We start from the raw sequence: 22,370 nt of genomic DNA, 5'->3' as shown, positions 1-22,370 counted from the left end.
TTAACTATAAATGATGTACTTTAATCAAATCTACAAAAAGTTGTTAGAGTAAAGAGATAGTTTTCGGCTAGATATTTTTAAATTAAATTTTCGATTTTTTCCTAAAGCCTATTTTGTATTTTAGCCAAAACTCCTTCTAAGGGAAGATTGCCTTTTGCTAATATGACAACAATTATTCAGCTTTTCACCAATTCTTTTAAAAGCTGCTGATAAAAAACAAATGGATATGAGTATCAACTTCAATAAAAATGAAGATCATAATAAACTTCTTGTTTCAGACCTGAACCATAAACTAAAAGAAATCAAGCTAGGTGGCGGGGAAAAAAGAATAGAAAAGCATCATGACAAAGGCAAAATGACAGCCCGGGAAAGGATTGATTTCCTGTTGGATAAAAACAAAGAAAGTATAGAAATTGGTGCCTTTGCCGGCGAAGGGATGTATAAAGAACATGGTGGCTGCCCCAGCGGGGGAGTAATTGTAAAAATTGGCTATGTCTCCGGAAAGCAATGTATTGTTGTTGCCAATGATGCTACTGTAAAAGCGGGTGCATGGTTCCCCATAACCGGAAAAAAGAATCTCCGGGCTCAGGAAATTGCAATTGAAAACAGGTTGCCTATAATATATCTTGTAGATAGCGCCGGGGTATTTTTGCCCATGCAGGACGAAATATTCCCGGATAAAGAACACTTTGGAAGGATATTCAGAAACAATGCGGTTATGAGCAGCATGGGAATTACTCAAATTGCCGCTGTTATGGGTAGTTGTGTGGCCGGTGGAGCATATTTACCAATTATGAGTGATGAAGCCATTATTGTTGAAAAAACCGGCAGTATTTTCCTGGCAGGAAGCTACCTCGTAAAAGCAGCAATTGGAGAAACCGTAGATAATGAAACTCTTGGCGGGGCCACCACTCATTCAGAAATTAGTGGGGTAACCGATTATAAAGCTAAAGATGATGCAGATGCTCTTGAGAAAATCCAGAACATTATGGATAAAATTGGTGATTTTGATAAGGCAGGTTTTAGCAGAAAAAAGGTAGCAAAACCTAAAGAAGATGAAAATGAAATTTTCGGAATTTTGCCTAAAAAGCGTAGCGACCAGTATGATGCCATGGAAATAATAAAGCGCCTGGTTGATAATTCAGAATTTGAAGAATATAAAGAAGGTTACGGCCAGACCATTATTACCGGTTATGCCAGGATTGATGGCTGGGCAGTAGGCATTGTAGCTAACCAGCGCAAAATTGTAAAAACAAAAAAAGGGGAAATGCAGTTTGGCGGCGTGATCTATTCCGATTCTGCCGATAAAGCAACCCGCTTTATCGCAAATTGCAATCAGAAGAAAATTCCGTTGGTTTTCCTTCAGGATGTGACCGGGTTTATGGTGGGCAGCAAAAGTGAACACGGGGGAATTATTAAAGATGGTGCCAAAATGGTAAATGCAGTAAGTAACTCGGTTGTACCAAAGTTTACGATAATAATTGGCAATTCTTATGGTGCGGGAAATTATGCCATGTGCGGGAAAGCTTACGACCCGAGGCTTATCTTCGCCTGGCCCAGTGCAGAACTTGCGGTAATGGGTGGTACCCAGGCCGCTAAAGTGCTTGCTCAAATTGAAACTGCAGCGATGGAGAAAAAAGGAGAAAAAGTAGATGAAGAAAAGGAAAAAGAAGTTTTCGAGAAACTGAAGGCGAAATATGACGAACAAACTTCAGCCTATTATGCCGCTGCCAGGTTATGGACAGATGCGGTTATAAATCCGTTGGAAACGCGCAAATGGATTTCCATGGGAATTGAAGCCGCTAACCATGCTCCCATTCAGAAAGATTTTAATATGGGTGTAATCCAGACATAAATTAATGAAACATCTTATTTATTTCCTCCTGATTATCAATTTTTCTGCCTTAGCCCAGGATAGTATAACAAAATCTAAGAGCCAGAACAAGAGATATTATATTCCGTTAAAACAATATGTGCAGGCCGGAAACGAATTAACAGCACAGGATTCAGCGAATTTTATGTATCGCAATAATGATACTCTTGTAGAAGTATCAGAGAATTTTTTTAATAATATAGGAAGCAAACGTGATGGAAAAAGGGTAAAATATGAGTTTAAGGATTCAACTTTTCTGAAAATCTACAAAAATGTAGTTTATAATCAGTCCAAAAACAGCAGCAATGAAACCATGAAAATTTGGAAGGATGACATCAAAATCTATTTCGATTCTTCAGTACCTGTTTCTCATCAGGCAATTTTAATAAACTTTTCAGCAGAACTTTCAACAGGTATTGATTCTTTGAACATCCGCAAAGCTGCTTCAAAAGAAGACTCCAATTTACAGGTTTATTATCTGAACGGCAGCAACAGTGATGAGCAATTTGAACCTAGGATGGCAGACCAATCCTCTGCCTATTATGTTTACTGGAACGGTAAACAGCAATTAAATAAGGGATTTATTAAAATTGATCCGAAGAAGTTAAAAAACGAAAAGTATCAAATAGCGCATTTAAAATTCCAGTTTTTCAAAATTTTAGGACGTTTCTACAGCTCGTCTAACTTAGACTGCAAAAGTTATCTCTCTAACTGCAAAACCATAAGAAAACTAACAACCATAGACCAGGAAATTTTAAAATATCACTATTCTTACGGTATCTGTAAAGGAGTGAATCTTAAAGATTTTGAAGAATTACATGCCAGGAACAAAGCTCTTTTAAAAGAACATCCTAATGCCCAAATTTATGTAGTACACAATGAATAATAAAATAGAAAAAATGAGAACCATTATTAGCTTCATTTTGATAATGCTTAGCCTGCACAGTTTTTCTCAGGTTCTAAGCAACAAAGAAGGAAAATATACTGAAGCTGATACTTTAAGAGGATCCCTTAGGCCGGAAAGAGCTTATGATGCCCTAAAATATCACCTTCAGCTAAGGGTGGTTCCTGAAGAAAAATATATTTCAGGTTCAAATACCATCACCTTCAGAGCTGAAGAAAAACTACCGGTAATGCAGGTAGACCTTTTCGATAATATGAAGATTGATTCTATTGTTCATAAGGGAAAACAGTTGCCGTATGAAAGAAAATACAATGCTGTTTTTGTCAATTTTGCCAAACCGCTTAGAAAAGGGAAAAAAGATTCTATTCAGTTTTACTATTCCGGGAACCCAATAGTAGCAGAGCGTGCACCCTGGGACGGCGGATTTGTATGGACAGAAGACGAAAAAGGCAATCCCTGGATTGCAGTAGCCGTACAGGGAACCGGCGCCAGTTTATGGTATCCCAACAAAGATCATCAAAGTGATGAACCTGAAGAAGTTTTAAGTGAAATTGAAGTCCCTACCGGGCTTACCAATGTTTCTAATGGCAGGCTGCTGGGCAGTGAGAAATTAGGTGATGGCTATACCCGTTGGAAATGGAAAGTTTCAAATCCTATAAATAACTACAACGTGGTTCTGAATATTGGGAATTATGCCCATTTCCATGATGAGTATCAGGATCTTGACCTGGATTATTACGTGCTTGAATATAACCTCGAAAAGGCAAAAAAACAGTTTGAGGAAGTACAGCCTATGATGGATTGTTTTTATGAAAAAATGGGGCCTTATCCTTTTCCTGAAGATGGTTATAAATTAGTGGAAACTCCTTATTTGGGTATGGAACATCAAAGTGCCGTTGCTTACGGGAACAAATATATGAAGGGCTACCTGGGGAATGACCTTTCCGGAACTGGTCTTGGTCTTACCTGGGATTATATCATCATCCACGAATCGGGACATGAGTGGTATGGGAACAGCATTACCGCAAAAGACATTGCCGATATGTGGATTCATGAAGGCTTTACCACTTATACGGAAGGGATTTTTGTAGAGTGCCGAAAGGGAAAGGAAGCAGGGCTGGAATACATTAAAGGCCTTAGAAAAAATATCGGGAACCAAAACCCTATAATTGGTGATTATGGAGTAAATGCAGAAGGTTCGGGTGATATGTACGCTAAAGGTGCTAATCTTTTAAATACCATCCGTAGTATTTACAAAAATGATGAACTCTGGTGGAATACTTTAAGGGATTATACTAAAGAATTCAGGCATAAGACAGTTACCACACAACAGGTGGAAGATTTTTTTAATGAACCTGTTGCTACAAATCTTCAACCAGTATTTGACCAGTATCTGAGAGAGAAAAAAATTCCGGAACTTCAGTTTAAAAAAGATGGGAACACCTTCTCTTACCGCTGGAAGGCCGATGTGCAGAATTTTGAAATGCCTGTTGATGTATTTCTAAATGGAGAAGAAAAAAGATTAACGCCAACCGAAAACTGGCAAAAACTGCAGCAGCCTTTAAACAAAGAAGATATTAAGGTAAATGATCTTGAGTTTTATATTAATTCTTCTTTTGTGAAATAGAACAACAAAAAGATTCAGCGGAGGAGGTTATCCCGAAGATTATCCCTGTAATAATTTCTGCGGAAAAGCGGAAATAAGATTCAGCAGTCATCCCGGGAGCTCTTTTCCGGTAGCCCGGGAAGATCATTAAAAAATGAAGCGAAAATTGTGTATTTACGATAGCAAAAATCAGGTATCATGAATATTAAAGCATAATTAAAATGGATCCATAACGAGTGGGAGCAGGTTAAAGATCCTACTTTATTAAATACAATTAAGAGCATGTTGAAGTATCGGAGATGTGAAACATCAGAACGCATTGGTGTAGAACAATACAATAAAGAAGTTGATGCATCCATTGACCAAATCGAAGCCGGAAAACTTAGACACATAAGGAAGTAGGTGAACGCCTTAAGAATGGGCAGGGCAATAAATCTGGACACATCAAGCCGGTGCAGATATAAAAAATGCTTTGTTGAGGCTATCTTGGTGGAGTCAGTTTCTTTTCCATTTTTTCATTTGCCCTATAAACCTTTTCATTGCCAATATATACTACATAATAAGTCCAATTAGAACCATCAGCAGTACAAGCTAAAACATATTCATCTGGATGTGTTTCTTTGATTTGAAATTCTCCACAGTTTCTGATGCCATTAGCTGCGAGTATCATACCTATTTTTCCTGTTTCAGAAAGAGATGGTTCGTACCAAGAAGAATTATATGTATCTTCATCATTAATCACGTTTTCACCTTCTGACAGAGAACCTAAAAAATATAATCCACCTACAATAATTAAAATTACAAGTAAAAGTTTTTTCATAATTATTGGTTTATGTTTATCAATGTAGTGAAATCATCTCACTGAGATTATAAGAGGTTATAGTACAATGATAGGACATGCCTTACCTTCATCCGACTTTACTTTTTACCGTATTTTCCCTATGAATTTTTCCTGAAGAAGTTTCTTCAAATTTCTCAATAAGATAAATTTTCTTCGGGATTTCATATTTATCTAAAGTGTCGAGCTCAGCAATATTCTTCTTCAGCAATTCAAGGGTTTCTTCGGAAAAATCGCTTTCTACAAAAAGAACCAGCTTATTGCCTAAAGAATCATCCGGAAGAGAAGTAATAAAAAATCGCTGATGAATTACAGGACTGATTTTCTTCTCAACCTCTTCAGGATAAATTTTAATCCCGCCGCTATTAATCACATTGTCAATCCTTCCCTTCCATTCAAATTTTTTGTAAGTAATAATATCTACAATATCATTAGTGACCACCACTACATCTGAAATTTTAGGAGCTTTTATAACCAGACATCCTCTTTCATTTTTAGAGATATTGATATTCGGCAGTACCTTAAAGGATCGTTCTTCATCTTTTCTCTTTACAGGATTAAGCCTTCGCGCAGCTATATGCGTAACGGTTTCCGTCATTCCGTAAGTCTCATAAACCTTTGTTTCAAGATCTCTTACCATATCTTTTATTCGATAAGAAACCGCTCCCCCACCAACAATCAGCTTTTTTATAAGATGGAGCCGACCTACAGAATTATCCAGTTGAAAAGGCGTCATGGCACAAAAATCATAACGCTTAAAAACATGGTCTAAAGGAGTAGATGAAGGGGGAATCATATCAAGTTGCCAACCCAAAACCATCGCTCTTACCAGCATCATTTTTCCGGCAATGTAATTTGCAGGTAAACAAAGCAGGGCAGTAGTTTTTTCCGGAAGATCAAAAAATTTTGAAGTAGCCATGGCTGAATTGATCATGTGCTCCTTTTTCAACTTAATTTCCTTGGGTTTTCCGGTAGAACCGGAAGTACGACTTTTAATGTGAGCAGAAGGTTTAAGCCATTCTAATAAAAAACTTCCCACTTTTTCTTCAAAAACTTCTCCTTCCTTTATATAACTATACGCCACCTGCCGCAGTTCGGCATTGGTAAAATGCTTTTTATTAAGCCTGAAATCCGGATGGGTTTCGGGTACTTTATAATTTTCCATCATAGCTATAACCAAAATAAAATTCTTTCGATTACCGGAAGTTAACAAATTGCTATGTTTATTTTAAGATCTTTTGGAAACTTTTAAGAGTTTGGTGGTAAGACTTTTCCGAATAATTTTTCGTTCCAGTTTTTCCAGCCATATTTTTTTGCCAGTATAAAAAGAAAAACCGGATAAACAACGAATATGGGAATAAGAATATCCCATCCTGCGGAAGGTTCAGAAATGTCTTTTAATACAGAATCAGTTTGAAAGGCGGTCCAGTCGGCAGTAACAAGTAAGGCTGTAATAAGATTATTGGCAGCATGGAATCCCAGGGCAAGTTCAAGGCCTTCATCCATTAGGGTAATAATCCCTAACATAAAGCCTGTACCTATATAGTAAATCATTATAATATTGCCCAGTTTTGATACTTCAGGATTAAAATAGTGCAAACCTCCAAAAATTACTGAAGTTAAAATAAGTGGCACCCATCGGTTTCTTGCCAAAAGGCCAAGCCCCTGCATAAGGTAACCACGAAAAAAGTATTCTTCAAAACTCGTTTGCAAAGGGATAAGCAAAACCGAAATGATCACGAGATAAATAAATGGCTCCGGCCTGAAATTAAAAAGGTAATCATTGGGATTAGTGTAGTAATCTACAACTATAATAATGGTATTCACCACCGCAACAAGAAGGAATGCAAAACCAAACCTGCTCCAGTCCACCTTCTTTCGTGCAGTGGTAAGAGCCTTTATTGGCTGGCGGTGAATATATTTTACCCAAAAAAGCAGTCCGCCAAGAAATAGTACAAATGCACTAAGGTTTTCTGCCAGCACACGGTTTGCTCCCTTACGGGCAATTTCTTCCTGCATAAACTGGTTTACATCAATTTCCAGAAATTCCACGGCCACATAATTAAGTGCCATTAATCCGAAAAAAAGAATGGGAATAACCAGATATTTCCAAAAGGAATGAGAGTACTTAAAAGCCTGAGCTATAAACATATTTTAAAATAAATTAACCTTCCAGGATTGCCCCGGATTGTATTGAATTTTCCCATTATTAACCTGCAGCGGAGAATCAAAATTGTTGGTATAAAGACTACCGGTACCCAGGCCCTGCGGCATTGCATTATCCTTTAAATAGGTCCATTGGGAAATTGCATTCAACCCTATGTTGCTTTCCAAAGCACTGGTAACCCACCAGCCGGCATTATTTTCCTCTGCCAGTTCCAGCCAATCCTGAGTTCCTTTAAAACCCCCTATTAAGCTGGGTTTAAAGATCACGTACTGCGGCTGTATCATTTGTAGTAAACTTTTCTTTTTTGTTACACCAAACACGCCAATCAATTCTTCATCCAGGGCTATGGGCACAGGTGTTTTGCTGCAAAGATTAGCCATTTCCTCTAATTGTCCCTGTTTTATTGGCTGCTCTATGCTATGAAGTTCAAAATCGCTCAGCTTTTTCAGTTTTTCCAATGCTTCGGAAGGAGAAAAAGCCCCATTTGCATCAACCCTCAGTTCTATTTCTTCTGAAGAAAATTCGCGCCGGATATATTTCAGAAGATCTAATTCTGCTTCAAAATCAATGGCTCCTATTTTCAGCTTTATACAGTTGAAACCTGCTTTAATTTTTTCTTCAATTTGAGATTTCATGAAGCTTTTCTCTCCCATCCAGATTAATCCGTTAATAGGAATTGCATCTTGCCCCTGCGTAAAGTCAGAAGGAAAAAGTTCAAAAGGATGTTCTGCATTAAAAGACCTGAAGGCCGTCTCCAAGCCAAAGTGAATACTTGGAAATTCTTTTAATTCTTCCAAAAGCTTCTTCTCTTCCAGATGAATGTTTTCACAAACCCATTTTAACTTTTCTTCATAATCCGGCCGATCATCTACACTAAGGCCCCGGAGAATCCCACATTCCCCGATACCTTTTTTACCGTTTTCGGAAATTATAATAAACCAGGTCTCCTTATTAATAAGAACGCCCCGCGAAGTTCCGCTGGGGCGCTTAAAGTTTAGAGTGTACTTTTTATATTTTGCATTCATTTAGCTGGATATTCAGATTTTTAGATCTTATGAGTTCTGGAGGTACTTTAAAAATAGTTCTACACAGCTTTTTTCAATGTGAAGCGAAATTTTAAAGTCATTTTAATTATGGCTTCTAATGTTAACTGTAGTTCGTTAAGATTCTTTTCATTTAAAAAACCTAAATCATTTGCAATAAGAATTTGTGTTTCAATCTCATAACAGGAACTCATTGCAATTTCTAAAAACCTGCTAAAATTCTTTGCCCATTCCCGTGAAGCTCCTTCTGCGATGTTTGAAGGTATGGAAATACTTGCTCTTCTTAACTGCTTAACAAGGCCAAATTTCTTCCCTTCAGGAAAGCCTGCGGTAAATTTATAAATACCCTACAAAAGCTCCGACTTTGTTTCCAAATTTCTAACTCCCTGAACCTATGCATTCATTTTCTTCAGATTAAGTATCTAATAAGCTAAAATTCCAGGTAGCTGCTTATAACTCTATGCTTTCGCCAATTTCAAGAAGCATAAGATCTTTACCTTTTTCATAAAATTTCTTCTTTGCTTCTTCATGGTCAATTTCAATGTAGCCAAAAGTATCATAATGGCAACCTAATACTTTATCACATTCAACAAAATCGCTGGCAACAATGGCATCGTCTATACCCATTGTGAAATTATCTCCAATAGGCAGAACGGCAAGATCAAGGTTTGTTTTCATTGGAATAAGTTTCATATCCATAGTGAGAGCGGTATCGCCGGCAATATATATATTCTTATGCTCACTTTCTATCACAAAACCACCGGGCTGGCCACCATACTTTCCATCCGGGAATGAACTGGTGTGGATAGCGTTTACATATTTCACTTTCCCAAATTCAAAATCCCAGCTGCCGCCGTGGTTCATCGGGTGAACTTCTATTCCTTTCTCTTCGTAATGATTGGCAACCTCAAAATTAGCCACGATTACTGCACCTGTATTTTTAGCAATTTCTTCCGCATCTAAAATATGATCCTGATGGGCATGCGTAAGAAGAATAAAATCTGCCTTTAAAGACTTAATATCAATTTTATCTTTGGCGAGATCATTGCCCGTAATAAAAGGGTCTACTAAAACATCTACATTTCCTATCTTAAGGCCCAGGGCATTCTGCCCATAAAAAGTAATTTTCATAATTAAATTTTTCAGGTTATGCTATAAAAATAATTATATGAAAAAGAAGCAGAGATTGGTTGGATATATAATTTTGTTAAACTTGAGATTACATTACAGGATCTGGCCTATTCCGAAGAGCAGGGCAGCTCCAAATGTGGATAAAGACAATATTTTAAGCTCCGGATCCAACATCATGGGCGTGGTATTTTGATAAACACGTTTTAAGTGAAAAATCAGCGGAATAAAGGCCAGCATATATAATAAATCATAAAAATTTTTAAAATTCAGGATAGCATACAGGGTTAAACAAACAAAGGCGGCGAGGATAAGAAAATAATGATAATTTTTTGCCTTAGCTCCTCCTATTTTTACAACCAGAGTATTCTTACCAGACTTACCATCAGAAATCCTGTCTCTCATATTGTTTAAGTTGAGAACACCTGCACTCAAAAAGCCGAAAGCTGCTGCAGGCAGGAATACATTCCACTCCAGCTGCTGTGAATAAAGAAAGAAAGACCCATATACGGAAACCAGACCAAAAAAGATAAAAACAAATACATCTCCCAGGCCGCGGTAGCCATAGGCTGAATTTCCAACTGTATATTTTATAGCAGCCGCAATGGCACCTACTCCAAGAAAAAGGAAAATTATAGTGAAGATGAGATCTTCTTTCCCGAAAGCGGCATAAATTAGTAAAATAGCAAGAACTAAAGTGATTATTGCGGTGATTACAATCCCCACAAGCATTTCTTTGTCACTAATAATCCCACTTTGCAGTGCCCTCACAGGGCCTATGCGTTCTTCATTATCGGTTCCTTTTACACCATCTCCATAATCGTTGGCAAAATTGGACAGCACCTGCAGCCCAAGGGTGGTACCAAGCGCAAGACAAAAAACAGCAATATTAAAAGAACCTTTTTCTACAGCTATGGCTGTACCGGCTAAAATTCCGGAAAGCGATAAAGGCAATGTTCTTAACCTTGCGGCACTTACCCAGGAGTTAATTTTTTTCATGGATCAATGCATTATTTTTACCAGTAATTCCTTTAATAAATCGCCCTGGGATATACTTAAAGCTCCTACTCCTTTACTTTTTACATCGGTTTCATGTAATAATGAAATTACAGAACTCACTTTCTTCATGGGATAGTTTTTTGCCCCTGTAACATAGTCGCTAACAAAATAGGGATTGACTTTTAACTGCTTCGCGACATTTGCTTTGGATTTATCAGGAAGGCCATGATACTGCAGCAATTGCGAAAAATAAGAAAAGAGTAAAGAAACGGTCACCACAATTGGATTGTCCTTGGGATTTTGAGCAAAGTAATTGATAATGCGGTGCGCCTTCAGGCTATCCTTCATTCCTATAGCCTTTCTCAATTCAAAATTGTTGAAATCTTTGCTAATCCCTATATTCTCTTCAATTAATTCCGGAGTAATTAAAGTTCCTGCCGGGGAGATCAATTGCAATTTTTGAAGTTCATTATCAATTTTCCCTAAATCAATTCCTAAAAATTCAACAAGCATTTGGGCTGCTTTAGGCGAAATACTGTACTCCCTGGATTTTAAGGTATCCTGGATCCATCCCGAAACCTGATTTTCATAAAGCCTTTTACTTTCAAAAATTACTCCCGATTTTTTAACTGCCTTAAATAATTTCTTACGTTTATCTATCTTCTTGTACTTATAGCAAATTACCAGCGTAGTGGTATGCTGAGGTTTTTCGGCATAATCAACAAGGTTTTCAATTGTTCGGGAAAGATCCTGGGCTTCCTTTACAATTATCACCTGCCGCTCGGCCATCATAGGATATCTTTTGGCATTGCTAATAATATCGTCTACCGATACATCGCGGCCGTACAGCGTCATTTGGTTAAAGCCTTTCTCCTCCTCTTTCAAAATATTATCAGCAATAAAATCGGCAATTTTGTCTATATAATAAGGCTCCTCCCCCATCAAAAAATAAATAGGATCAATTTTGCCATTTTTAATATTGTTTACAATCTGCCTTGCTTCTTCCATTAATTCGCTCGAGATCTAAGATTTCAGGCTCAATTTTTAAATTTTTCAAGCCAGATTTTCTATTCTTTGTTATTTTTGGCGCATGCAAGCACTAAATTTCCCGCATTATAACTTCCGGTTCAAAAATAATCAAAATAAAACAGCTGTTTTTGACAAACTGCGGAAAAAGTTTGTAATCCTTACTCCTGAAGAATGGGTAAGGCAAAATTGTGTACGCTTTCTCACTGAAGAAAAACTTTATCCCGAAAGCTTTATAAATGTTGAAAAACAACTGAAAATAGGAGATATTACCAAACGTTACGATATTGTGATTTTTAAAAAAGACGGAAGTATTCATCTCATTGTTGAGTGCAAAGCTCCAAAGATTAAGATTACACAGGCCACTTTTGACCAGATCGCCAGGTACAACATGAGCTTAAATGCCAGTTATTTAATGGTGACAAACGGACTCAGCCATTATTTTTGTCAGATGGATTACGAAAATGAAAAATATAATTTTCTAACCGGGATTCCTGATTATGGAAACAGTGAAGCATGAGTATTATGCTTTTAAGTAATAACGGCAAGACAATAAAAATTATAATTACGCTAAAACGGAACTGCCCAACTAATAGTTAAAACTCAGAAAACGGAACACAAACAGATGACAACAGCTGTGGTAATTTTAAACTGGAATGGAAAATCCCTTCTCAGGAAGTTCCTTCCTTCAGTTCTTTCGAATTCGGAACAGGCCACTGTTTATGTTGCCGATAACGCCTCCACAGATGATTCTGTATCTTTTCTCAGGCAAAATTTTCCGCAGATAAAGCTTATTCAAAACAAGAAGAATGGCGGTTATGCCAAGGGATATAATGATGCTTTAAAAGATCTAAAAGAAGATATACTCATCCTGTTAAACAGCGATATAGAAGTTACTCCTCACTGGCTAAAACCGATACTTCACATCTTTAAACAAGAGCAGGGAGTTGCCGCAGTGCAACCTAAAATTTTAGATTATAACAACAAGAATTATTTTGAATATGCAGGGGCAGCCGGCGGATATATAGATAAGTACGGCTATGCTTTTTGCCGCGGAAGAATTTTTGACGATATAGAAGAAGATCATGGCCAGTATAATGATGATGCTATTCTTTTTTGGGCGAGTGGTGCATGCCTTGCTGTTAGAAACCACCTCTTTAAAGAAGCCGGAGGATTTGATGAAGATTTTTTCGCCCATCAGGAAGAAATTGATCTCTGCTGGAGGCTTAACAATTCCGGATACAAGATTAAATGTGCCGGAAAATCGATTATTTACCATGTTGGAGGAGCTACCCTAAGCAGCATCAATCCCAGAAAAACTTTTTTTAACTTCAGAAACAGCCTTTATCTTCTTCTAAAGAATTTACCTTCTTCACAACTGGCATCCGTTTTACTTATGAGGATGGTGCTCGATGGAATTGCCGCATTTCGGTTTTTAAGTAAGGGAAAAGTCAGGCATTTTTTTGCAGTTTTCAGGGCACATATTAATTTTTACAGTAACTTTTTCTCTATGCGAAAAAAGAGAAAAAACCTACAGCAAAAAAACAATTATTTTAAGATTACTTCCATTGTATCTTCCTATTTCTTAGCAGGTAAAAGAAAGTTTTCGGATTTAAAAAATTAAAGCCAAAGAATTGTTAATTCTACTTTTTAGCTTAGCTTTTTTTTGATACTTTTGACATCATCTAACATTAATAATATTTTCAAATTATGAAAAAAATCATGCTTATGTCGGCAACCGCCGCTATTGTGCTTTCTTCATGCGTATCTCAGAAAAAATACGCTGAACTGGAAGCCAAGCAACAAGAAACCCAGGACCAGTTAAATACGGCCACCGTTAAATTAAATTCCTGTCTTGAAGACAAAGAAAGCCTTAACAGCCGGATTACTACTTTAAATAATACCAATGCTGCCTTACTTAACAATGTGGGCGATCTTGCTACATTGTCTAAGAAAGAAGCTGAAAACCTTGAGCGTTCTTTAGAGAGTATTAAAGAAAAGGACATGGCCATCAGCAGTATGCGTGATGCCATAAACAAGAAGGATTCTGTTACTCTTGCTTTGGTTACCAGCCTTAAAGGTGCTTTAGGTAATATAAGTGATGAGGACATAGAAATTAACGTTGAAAAAGGCGTTGTTTATGTATCCATTTCAGATAAATTGTTATTTGAGAGTGGGCGTTACAACGTTACCAGCAGAGCGAAAGAGGTTCTTGGAAAAGTTGCTACTGTTGTGAAGAACAAGCCGGACATCGAGTTTATGGTTGAAGGCCATACTGACGACAAGCCAATTAGTAGCGGAGTTATTGAAGACAACTGGGATCTTAGTGTAAAAAGAGCTACTTCTGTAGTCCGGGTTCTTCAGGATGAATTTGGAGTTGAGCCAGCACGTATGACTGCTGCAGGTAGAAGTTATTACGTACCTGTTGCAACTAACGAAACTGCTGAAGGCCGTGCCAAGAATAGAAGAACGCGCATCGTAGTTCTTCCTAAACTTGATCAGTTCTACGGAATGATTGAAGAAGGAATGGAAGAAGCTAATCAAGCTTCACAGAACTAAGCCTTATAATTTTTGTTTATAAAAAAACCTCGCTTTCGCGGGGTTTTTTATTGAAAGGATGATAATGATGAACCTGAGCCTGCCGCTTAAAAAGACGTTTAGGTTCTACGCTAGCTCAAAACGCACATAATCAAGACATAGTTCAGCCCGGAATAATTTCATAGAGCTTTGTTCCTGTTGATCATTATAGATCATACATAATCCTTTCATTAAAAAAGCCTTCGGAAAAAATTCAGAAGGCTTTATTTATTATAATCACGTATACTTTTTACATAATCTCAATGCTGCCTTTACCTTCACGAATCACTTCAGGAGAAGGTGTTGTAAGATCTATTACTGTAGAAGGAATATTATCACCATACCCCCCATCTATTACAATATCCACCAGATTATCCCACTTCTCCTTTATAAGTTCAGGATCTGTGGTATATTCTAGTACCTCATCATCATCTTTTATAGAAGTGGATACAATTGGATTGCCTAAACCGTTTACCAGAGACTTGCAAATATTATTATCCGGAACCCTGATCCCTACTGTTTTCTTTTTCTTAAAAACATTAGGTAGATTGTTATTTCCAGGTAGAACAAATGTATAAGGCCCTGGCAGGCATCTTTTTAAAATTTTGAAAGTAGTGGTATCTATTTGTTTTACGTAATCGGAAAGGTTGCTTAAATCTTCACAAATAAAAGAGAAGTTAGCTTTATCTAATTTAATCCCTTTTATACGGGCAATCTTCTCAAGGGCTGCAGTGTTAGTAATATCACATCCCAAACCGTACACCGTATCTGTTGGATAGATTACCAGCCCGCCGTTCCTCAATGTATCAACTACCTTTTTAATCTTATTTTGTTCAGGATTTTCATTATAGATCTTCAGTAATTCCGCCATAGATCAAATATTTATATTAAGGTTTATCTTTCCGGCTGTTAAGTAGAAATCACTCTTTCTCTACCTCACTTTCCAGCTTTAAAACTTTACTTCCGTCCTCCTGTTCTATAAAGAGTGCTTTATTCCCTTCTTCCCCTTTTCTGGTAATTTTACTCCCCTCAATGGTTTTGGTAATTTCACCTGTAAAAGTGGTTTTCACTTTACCTTTGGCTGTCCCGTTACCCCATTTCCAGGAAACTGTACTTCCTTCCCTAATCATTTTTTCTTTTGAAGGTAAAAATAATGAAAGAGATAAAAATACTCTCTAACAGAAGTTTAACTGAAGATAAGTTTAAGATAACACCTTTAACTTTGCAAATCTAAGCAGTAGTTTTTTTATTCCACCGTTCTCAAAATCTATTTCCGCTTTCTGGTCCTGTCCTATTCCTTCAATCTTCAGTACTTTACCTTTTCCGAAGCGCATGTGCTCCACCTCATTCCCGGCAGATAAATTTACCGATTTTGTTGCTTTTACAGGTTCGGGCGAGGCAGGTTTTAATTTCCGAAGTTTTCTAAGTTGTTGTTCAGTAGGTTTATGGGCAGGAGGCGGAGTACCATTTTTAGGTTTGTTTTGCCGTAATTTACTTTTATCTACTTCCCCAAAAATATCGGTATCGATCAGCGGCTTATATTTATAATCATCCTGCGGAATCATATAATCTAAAAATTTATCGTCTATTTCTTCTATAAACCGGCTTGGCTCCGCATCTACCAGTTTACCCCAGCGGTAGCGTGATTGCGTATAGGTAAGATAAGCCTGATTTTCGGCTCTTGTTAAGGCCACATAAAAAAGACGGCGCTCTTCCTCCAGTTCGCTTCGGGTATTCATGCTCATTGCTGAAGGGAAAAGATCTTCTTCAAGGCCAACTATATATACATAAGGAAACTCCAAACCTTTAGCGAGATGAATGGTCATTAACGCCACCCGGTCTTCATCTGAAGTATCTTTATCCATATCGGTAGCCAGGGCTACGTCTTCAAGAAATTCGGCAAGGGAGCCTGTAGAATCTGCCAGCTCCTTCTGCCCTTCCACAAAATCCCTGATACCATTTAACAGCTCTTCAATATTTTCAATTCTGGCTATTCCCTCCGGTGTCCCATCCTTTTTCATTTCCTGAACAAGCCCCGTTTTTTTTGTTACGGTATCGGCCACCACAAAAGCATCGGCATTCTGGCTGAGGATAGTGAAACTTTTGATCATGTTTACAAAATTCTGAAGCTTACTGCGCGTACTGCTGTTAATCTTCAGGTCCAGATGGTCCAGATTTTCAATTACCTCAAAAAGCGACTTTTCGTATTGGTTTGCAGCAATATTCAATCTATCCATAGTAGTTTGACCAATACCACGGGCAGGGTAATTAATTACCCGCTTTAATGCTTCTTCATCCTTAGGATTCATTAATAATCGTAGATATGATAGAACATCCTTTATTTCCTTGCGTTGATAAAATGAAAGTCCGCCATAAATTCTGTAGGGAATTTCTTTTTTCCGAAGTGCATCCTCCATCGCCCGGCTCTGTGCATTGGTTCGGTATAAAATAGCAAAATCACTATTGGATAATTGATTCTGCATTTTGGTTTCAAAAATAGAGCTGGCCACAAACCTTCCTTCCTCACCATCGGTGAGCAACCTGTTAACCACAATTTTTGGACCTTCGTCATTATCGGTCCAAACCACTTTCTCAAGCTTGGTCTTATTTTTATCAATTATGGAATTTGCCGCATTCACAATATTTTTAGTGGAACGATAATTCTGTTCCAGGCGGTACATTTGCACATCGTCATAATCTTTTTGAAAATTCAGAATGTTATTGATATTCGCCCCGCGGAAGGCATAAATACTCTGAGCATCATCACCCACAACGCATATATTCTGAAATTTATCTGAAAGTGCCTTCACGATAAGATATTGCGAGTGGTTGGTATCCTGATACTCATCTACCAGAATATACCTGAACCTGTTCTGATATTTCTGAAGTACTTCAGGAAAACGATTTAAAAGCTCATTAGTCTTCAGCAGTAAATCGTCAAAATCCATCGCACCTGCCTTAAAACACCTGTCTACATAAGCCTGATAAATTTCTCCCATTCTGGGTTTTTTAGACATCGCATCCGCTTCCTGTAGTTCACCATTCTGGAAATATGCTTTTACCGTTATAAGGCTGTTTTTAAAAGAAGAAATACGATTATAAACCTGCTTATATTTATAAACATCCTTGTCCAGACGCATATCTTTTATAACTGCCCTAATGACACTCTGCGAATCCTGTGTATCGTAAATGGTAAAATTTGAAGGGTAACCAAGTTTTTCGGCTTCAAACCGTAAAATTTTTGCAAATATGGAATGGAATGTTCCCATCCACAAATTTTTAGCTTCGCTGCTGCCTACAATTTTAGAAATCCTGTTTTTCATTTCACGGGCTGCCTTATTGGTAAAAGTGAGCGAAAGAATATTAAAAGGGTCTACTCCCTTGCTCATCAGGTAAGCGATACGGTATGTAAGCACCCTGGTTTTACCCGAGCCGGCCCCGGCAATCACAATCATTGCACCGTCTTTTTGCAGCACCGGCTCCCGCTGCGCATCGTTTAATTCAGCTAAATATGATTCCAAATTTCCTCCTGTTTTAAGGCGTGAATTTACTTAAAAAAACATGGTTATAAAAAACCTGCATGAGCTTCTTACCAACAAAACCTAAAGCCGGAATTATGAATTAGCTTATTTTTTAAATATCTTGGACAAAGTGCATTTTTTCTGCTTTTGCACTTTGGAACGACCATATTTAATCATTAGTAAAATCTTTCCCATCAATAAATATTATAATATGAAATACAAATACATCTTGTTGTTTTTTTGCCTTTGCATGCAATTAACAGCACATTCCCAAACTGACTTTAACAATGATATAGAGGCCATTGAAGATAAAGTTATTGAATGGCGCCGGGACATTCACGAACACCCTGAACTTTCTAACCGGGAATTCAAAACTGCGGAAAAAATCTCGGCGCACCTCAACCGGCTGGGACTGGAAGTGGAAACCAAGGTTGGCAAAACCGGAGTGGTGGGAATTCTGAAAGGTAAAAATGAAGGAAAAACAGTAGGGCTTCGTGCCGATATTGATGCCTTGCCGGTAACTGAAAGGAATAACCTGCCATTTAAATCTGAAGTGACTACACAATTCCTGGGTTCGGAAACAGGGGTAATGCATGCCTGCGGCCACGATACGCATACGGCAATTTTAATGGGGGTAGCCGAAGTACTCTCGAAACACAAAGATAAAATTAACGGCACGGTTAAATTTATTTTTCAGCCTGCGGAAGAGGGAGCGCCTCCGGGAGAAGAAGGTGGTGCAGCTTTAATGATTAAGGAAGGCGTCCTTAAAAATCCAGATGTAGATGCCATTTTTGGCCTTCATATAGATTCTGAAGTTCCCGTGGGAACCATTACCTACAAACCTGAAGGCATTATGGCTGCAGTTGAACGCTTCGTAATAAATGTACAGGGTAAGCAAACACACGGTTCACAACCGTGGTCCGGAGTGGACCCGGTAATGATTTCAGCAAAAATTACAGACGGTCTCCAAACCATCATTAGCCGGGAAAGCAAACTTACAGATGCCGCTGCCGTAATTACAGTAGGAAAAATTTCCGGTGGTGTGCGTTTCAATATTATACCTGAAACAGTGGAAATGATTGGAACAATCAGGACTTTAGATCCCGCTATGAAAGAACTTATTTTAAGAAGAATGAAGGAAATGGTACCGGCCCTTGCTGAAGCTTACGGAGCTAAGGCAAGCATAGAAATTGAAAATAAAACATCCATTACCTACAATGATATTGAACTAACTGAAAAAATGCTGCCAAGCCTTAAAAAAGTTGCGGGTAACGAAAATGTAAAATTAGTCAAAGCCACTACCGGAGGCGAAGATTTTTCATTTTTTCAGGAAAAAGTTCCGGGATTATATTTTTTTCTTGGCGGAAAACCCTTAAATTCTACAGAAGCTGCACCGCATCATACTCCTGATTTTTATATTGATGAAAGCGGACTTGTTTTAGGATTAAAAGCGATGTCGCAATTAGCTATAGATTATTTAAATCAGCAATAAAATGGATACAGTTTTTTCTCTTTTGGGAGCAATAAGCTGGTGGGGATGGATTTTAATATTTATCGCACTGGTAGGAATTAAAGATATACTTTTTAATAAATCCCATATAATCAAACATAATTTTCCCGTGATTGGGAATCTGCGGTATTTTCTTGAGAGTGTAGGCCCCGAGCTTAGGCAGTATATTGTGGCAAGCAACCGGGAAGAAAGGCCTTTTAACCGGAGCGAAAGGGGCTGGATTTATGCTTCGTCCAAGAATGAAAACAATTACGAGGGTTTTGGAACCGATCAGGATATATATGAAAATCAGTACATTTTCGTGAATAATGCCATGATGCCTTTCAAAATGAAAAAGGATCATCCCAATCATGAAGACCCCAATTTTATTGCCTGTGCCAAGGTAATGGGATCTTTTAATAAAAGGAGAAGACCTTTTCGCCCGGCCTCGATTATTAATGTTTCCGCGATGAGCTTTGGGTCCTTATCTGCCCGGGCTATAGAGAGCCTGAATGAAGGCTGTAAGGAAGCCGGCGCTTACCATAACACCGGAGAAGGCGGATTATCACCTTATCATAAAAAAGGAGCAGATGTGGTCTTCCAAATTGGCACAGCCTATTTTGGAGTTAGAGACGATGAAGGGAACTTCAGCATGGAAAACCTTGTAAAAATGGTAGAAGAAAATCCGCAGATAAGGGCAATAGAAATAAAATTATCGCAGGGGGCAAAACCAGGAAAGGGAGGAGTTTTACCTGCTTCAAAAATAAGTAAGGAAATCGCAAATATCCGTAATATTCCTTTAGGAAAAGATGTGCTTTCCCCTCCTTTCCACTCTGCTTTTGAGGGACTGGACGGGCTGCTACAATTTATAGAAGATATTGCTGAAGAAACCGGTCTGCCGGTTGGAATTAAATCGGCAGTGGGAAAACTTGAACAATGGGAAGAATTAGCTGAAAAAATGCAGGCTTCGGGAAAAGGTCCCGATTTTATCAGTATTGATGGTGGTGAAGGTGGTACGGGAGCGGCTCCTCCAAGCTTTGCCGATCATGTTTCCCTGCCCTGGATTTATGCATTTACAAAGGTGTATAAGATCTTTCTGGACCAGGGGATCACCAACAGGATTGTTTTTATTGCAAGTGGTAAACTGGGTTTTCCGGCAAAAGCCGCAATGGCCTTCGCCATGGGTGCAGATTGTGTGAATGTTGCCAGGGAAGCTATGATGAGTATTGGCTGTATACAAGCGCAATCCTGCCACAATAATACCTGCCCAACCGGAATTGCCACTCAGAATAAATGGCTGCAATCCGGCATTAACATAAAAGATAAAGCAAAGAGAGTAAACTATTATTTTGTAAAATTTCGGAAGGAATTACTGGAATTATGCCACGCCTGTGGTTACGAACATCCATGCCAGTTTACTATGGATGACGTTGAAATTAACCTGAGTGACAGGAATCTGGCAAAATCTTTAGCAGCCACTTTTACATACCATAAAGAAGAAGTACCTTTCACCTCTGTTAAGGAACACCTTGAATCGCCTTACCTTGGCGGATTTCATAATTCCAAAAATGTAGAAACTAAAGAAGCAGAAACAGAAGACACTGCAGTTTACCATAAGGAGAAATGATAGAATCAGAATTTACTTTTTTACTTTTCAGCATACTTCCCGCCCTTGTAGTTGGCGGGCTTGCTTTTTATTTTTTTCATACCAATTCCAAAAATGAAGATCTAAGAAGAAGGTTTCTTATTCAACGGGAAAATCAAAAAACCGCTCTACCGTTAAAACTTCAGGCTTACGAGCGAATGACTCTCTTTTTGGAACGCATTTCCCCCGGAAAAATCCTGTTCAGGGTAACACCGGTGAGTGAAGATGCCAAATCCTACGCCAGCCTTGTTATTAATACTATTGAACAGGAATTTGATCATAATCTCGCGCAGCAGATTTACCTAAGTGCCGATTGCTGGGACTATATTAAAACCGCTAAAAATGCCACTATAGGCCTTATTAGAAAAGCCAGTACACAGGAAAAAGTAGATAATCCCGATAAACTCAAAGAAGTTATTCTCACGGCATTAATGGAAAAACCTGCGCCTACAGACGCTGCTCTTGCTTTTATTAAACGGGAGGTAAGAAATATTATTTAAAAGGAAAATAACCTGAAGAATCCCCTTGATTTTTTCCGGTTTTGCTCATCACGTTTTTTGGCATATTCAAAACCTTCCTGCCACCACTCAGTCATTGCTTTTTTATTGAAAACCAAAGAATTTTCAGTGAGTTTTGTGGGTGTGTAATAAATATTCAGTTTCACCTGCTTATTAAGGGCTGCCAGTTTTCCTTCAACAATATCATGATATTCCACCTGGTCCAGTAAAAATCCAAAGAGATTGAGCATTAAAGAAAAAGGGTTTTTCCCAAGCACCTTGTTATATTCCATATTTTCAGCCTCAAGAATAATAGCATCTACTTCTTTTGCGCCACGTTTAATGGCTTCCCTTATGGGTACCACACAACCCAGCCCCCCATCGGCATATTCATAACCATCTTTTTCAGCAAGGCTCATAAAAGGAATATAATTGCAGCTTATCCAGATCCAATCACAAAAATCATTGTAAGAAAAATCATGGATAGATTTATATTCCACCCGGTTTTTGGAAAGATTGGAAACGGTAACCACAACATCTTTCACTTTTGCCTTAAGCCCTGCAAAATCTTCTTCGGAAAAATGAAGCCGAATATGTTTCTTTAAATTTTTACTCTCTCCAAAGGTGCGTTTTCGCTTTATAAACTGCCAGAACATATTGAAGTAATTGATGGTCACATACTCCCGGCCATCCTTTTTTTTCACTATAAATGGATTTACACTGAAAATTTTATTCTGGTTTACGTTAGTGTAAATATCATGAACTTTTTCAACATTCCCACTGGCCAGGTGAGGAATCAGCAAACTTCCTGTTGATGTTCCCAGAAACAGGTCGTATTTCTTCTTTTCCTCTTCAATTAAATACTGCGCCACTCCTCCGGCAAAAGCTCCCTTACTGCCTCCTCCTGAAATTACCAATGCCCGCATTAAGGTTCTATTTGATTAAGTTCTTCATTCATAAGTTTAGCAAAGTTGTAAGCACTTTTCTTCCAACATTTTCATCTTCTGCTCATCAAAAATAAAGGAATTCGTAGTTATAACTGCAGGAGTATAATAGA

General features: G+C 38.1%; 21 protein-coding genes. 9 read left to right on the top strand and 12 right to left on the bottom strand.

The features are described from left to right. The first annotated feature begins 226 nt into the window (after positions 1 to 226). From RM539_RS05060 to RM539_RS05050, 3 genes are read left to right on the top strand one after another with little or no spacing between them, the layout of a single operon-like run. A complete protein-coding gene (locus RM539_RS05060; protein ID WP_311502346.1) occupies positions 227 to 1,855 on the top strand; it encodes an acyl-CoA carboxylase subunit beta in 1,629 nt (542 codons plus the stop codon). 4 nt (positions 1,856 to 1,859) lie between these two features. Then, complete coding sequence (locus RM539_RS05055) at positions 1,860 to 2,759, top strand: hypothetical protein (RefSeq protein ID WP_311502345.1); 900 nt, start codon at positions 1,860 to 1,862, stop codon at positions 2,757 to 2,759. 13 nt (positions 2,760 to 2,772) lie between these two features. After that, the gene (locus tag RM539_RS05050) at positions 2,773 to 4,404 is read left to right on the top strand and encodes a M1 family metallopeptidase (protein WP_311502344.1); all 1,632 of its coding nucleotides are present in this window, start codon (positions 2,773 to 2,775) and stop codon (positions 4,402 to 4,404) included. Between the two features lie 460 nt (positions 4,405 to 4,864). On the opposite strand, the gene RM539_RS05045 is transcribed toward RM539_RS05050, so the two are convergent. From RM539_RS05045 to holA, 8 genes are all read right to left on the bottom strand, one after another. After that, entirely contained in the window at positions 4,865 to 5,203 is a 339-nt protein-coding gene (locus tag RM539_RS05045; protein ID WP_311502343.1) for a hypothetical protein, read from the bottom strand. Between the two features lie 88 nt (positions 5,204 to 5,291). Continuing rightward, a complete protein-coding gene (locus tag RM539_RS05040; protein ID WP_311502342.1) occupies positions 5,292 to 6,389 on the bottom strand; it encodes an AMP-binding protein in 1,098 nt (365 codons plus the stop codon). Between the two features lie 80 nt (positions 6,390 to 6,469). Then, positions 6,470 to 7,372 (bottom strand): CPBP family intramembrane glutamic endopeptidase, encoded by a 903-nt coding sequence (locus RM539_RS05035; protein ID WP_311502341.1) that lies wholly within the window; start codon positions 7,370 to 7,372, stop codon positions 6,470 to 6,472. Between the two features lie 3 nt (positions 7,373 to 7,375). After that, positions 7,376 to 8,413, bottom strand: coding sequence for an o-succinylbenzoate synthase (locus RM539_RS05030; RefSeq protein ID WP_311502340.1), 1,038 nt, complete (start codon positions 8,411 to 8,413; stop codon positions 7,376 to 7,378). A 59-nt stretch (positions 8,414 to 8,472) separates the two neighbouring features. Beyond that, positions 8,473 to 8,775 (bottom strand): four helix bundle protein, encoded by a 303-nt coding sequence (locus tag RM539_RS05025; protein ID WP_311502666.1) that lies wholly within the window; start codon positions 8,773 to 8,775, stop codon positions 8,473 to 8,475. 106 nt (positions 8,776 to 8,881) lie between these two features. Next, entirely contained in the window at positions 8,882 to 9,562 is a 681-nt protein-coding gene (locus tag RM539_RS05020) for a metal-dependent hydrolase (protein ID WP_311502339.1), read from the bottom strand. 93 nt (positions 9,563 to 9,655) lie between these two features. Continuing rightward, positions 9,656 to 10,558, bottom strand: coding sequence for a 1,4-dihydroxy-2-naphthoate octaprenyltransferase (gene menA, locus RM539_RS05015; protein WP_311502338.1), 903 nt, complete (start codon positions 10,556 to 10,558; stop codon positions 9,656 to 9,658). A gap of 3 nt (positions 10,559 to 10,561) precedes the next feature. Beyond that, positions 10,562 to 11,566, bottom strand: a complete 1,005-nt coding sequence (holA, locus tag RM539_RS05010) for a DNA polymerase III subunit delta (RefSeq protein WP_311502337.1) — start codon at positions 11,564 to 11,566, stop codon at positions 10,562 to 10,564. Positions 11,567 to 11,648: 82 nt separating this feature from the next. Between holA and RM539_RS05005 the strand changes: the two genes are divergently transcribed. The 3 genes from RM539_RS05005 to RM539_RS04995 all read left to right on the top strand — a co-directional run bounded on the left by RM539_RS05005 (position 11,649) and on the right by RM539_RS04995 (position 14,143). Next, entirely contained in the window at positions 11,649 to 12,104 is a 456-nt protein-coding gene (locus RM539_RS05005; protein ID WP_311502336.1) for a type I restriction enzyme HsdR N-terminal domain-containing protein, read from the top strand. A 105-nt stretch (positions 12,105 to 12,209) separates the two neighbouring features. Continuing rightward, the gene (locus tag RM539_RS05000; RefSeq protein WP_311502335.1) at positions 12,210 to 13,208 is read left to right on the top strand and encodes a glycosyltransferase family 2 protein; all 999 of its coding nucleotides are present in this window, start codon (positions 12,210 to 12,212) and stop codon (positions 13,206 to 13,208) included. An 86-nt stretch (positions 13,209 to 13,294) separates the two neighbouring features. Then, positions 13,295 to 14,143: an OmpA/MotB family protein gene (locus RM539_RS04995; protein ID WP_311502334.1), complete on the top strand. Its 849-nt coding sequence runs from the start codon at positions 13,295 to 13,297 to the stop codon at positions 14,141 to 14,143. A 268-nt stretch (positions 14,144 to 14,411) separates the two neighbouring features. Here the strand turns inward: RM539_RS04995 and RM539_RS04990 are convergent, their stop codons facing one another. The 3 genes from RM539_RS04990 to RM539_RS04980 all read right to left on the bottom strand — a co-directional run bounded on the left by RM539_RS04990 (position 14,412) and on the right by RM539_RS04980 (position 17,682). Next, positions 14,412 to 15,032, bottom strand: a complete 621-nt coding sequence (locus tag RM539_RS04990) for an L-threonylcarbamoyladenylate synthase (protein WP_311502333.1) — start codon at positions 15,030 to 15,032, stop codon at positions 14,412 to 14,414. A gap of 49 nt (positions 15,033 to 15,081) precedes the next feature. After that, positions 15,082 to 15,291, bottom strand: a complete 210-nt coding sequence (locus tag RM539_RS04985) for a hypervirulence associated TUDOR domain-containing protein (RefSeq protein WP_311502332.1) — start codon at positions 15,289 to 15,291, stop codon at positions 15,082 to 15,084. Between the two features lie 72 nt (positions 15,292 to 15,363). Further along, positions 15,364 to 17,682, bottom strand: a complete 2,319-nt coding sequence (locus RM539_RS04980; protein ID WP_311502331.1) for an ATP-dependent helicase — start codon at positions 17,680 to 17,682, stop codon at positions 15,364 to 15,366. A 211-nt stretch (positions 17,683 to 17,893) separates the two neighbouring features. Between RM539_RS04980 and RM539_RS04975 the strand changes: the two genes are divergently transcribed. From RM539_RS04975 to RM539_RS04965, 3 genes are read left to right on the top strand one after another with little or no spacing between them, the layout of a single operon-like run. Beyond that, positions 17,894 to 19,174 (top strand): amidohydrolase, encoded by a 1,281-nt coding sequence (locus RM539_RS04975; RefSeq protein ID WP_432264610.1) that lies wholly within the window; start codon positions 17,894 to 17,896, stop codon positions 19,172 to 19,174. Between the two features lies 1 nt (position 19,175). Then, positions 19,176 to 20,798 (top strand): FMN-binding glutamate synthase family protein, encoded by a 1,623-nt coding sequence (locus tag RM539_RS04970; RefSeq protein WP_311502330.1) that lies wholly within the window; start codon positions 19,176 to 19,178, stop codon positions 20,796 to 20,798. Then, positions 20,795 to 21,316, top strand: a complete 522-nt coding sequence (locus RM539_RS04965; protein ID WP_311502329.1) for a DUF7935 family protein — start codon at positions 20,795 to 20,797, stop codon at positions 21,314 to 21,316. Before RM539_RS04970 ends, RM539_RS04965 begins: the two co-directional genes overlap by 4 nt. On the opposite strand, the gene RM539_RS04960 is transcribed toward RM539_RS04965, so the two are convergent. Then, on the bottom strand, positions 21,313 to 22,239 hold the full coding sequence (locus RM539_RS04960) for a patatin-like phospholipase family protein (RefSeq protein ID WP_311502328.1): 927 nt from the start codon (positions 22,237 to 22,239) through the stop codon (positions 21,313 to 21,315). The two genes, RM539_RS04965 and RM539_RS04960, sit on opposite strands and share 4 nt — an antisense overlap. Between the last annotated feature and the right edge of the window lie 131 nt (positions 22,240 to 22,370).

It is taken from the genome of Autumnicola musiva (genome assembly GCF_031846585.1).
Classification (GTDB): domain Bacteria; phylum Bacteroidota; class Bacteroidia; order Flavobacteriales; family Flavobacteriaceae; genus Autumnicola; species Autumnicola musiva.
Note: the sequence above shows the minus strand (reverse complement) of the source record. Positions and strands in the feature narration are given on the sequence as shown.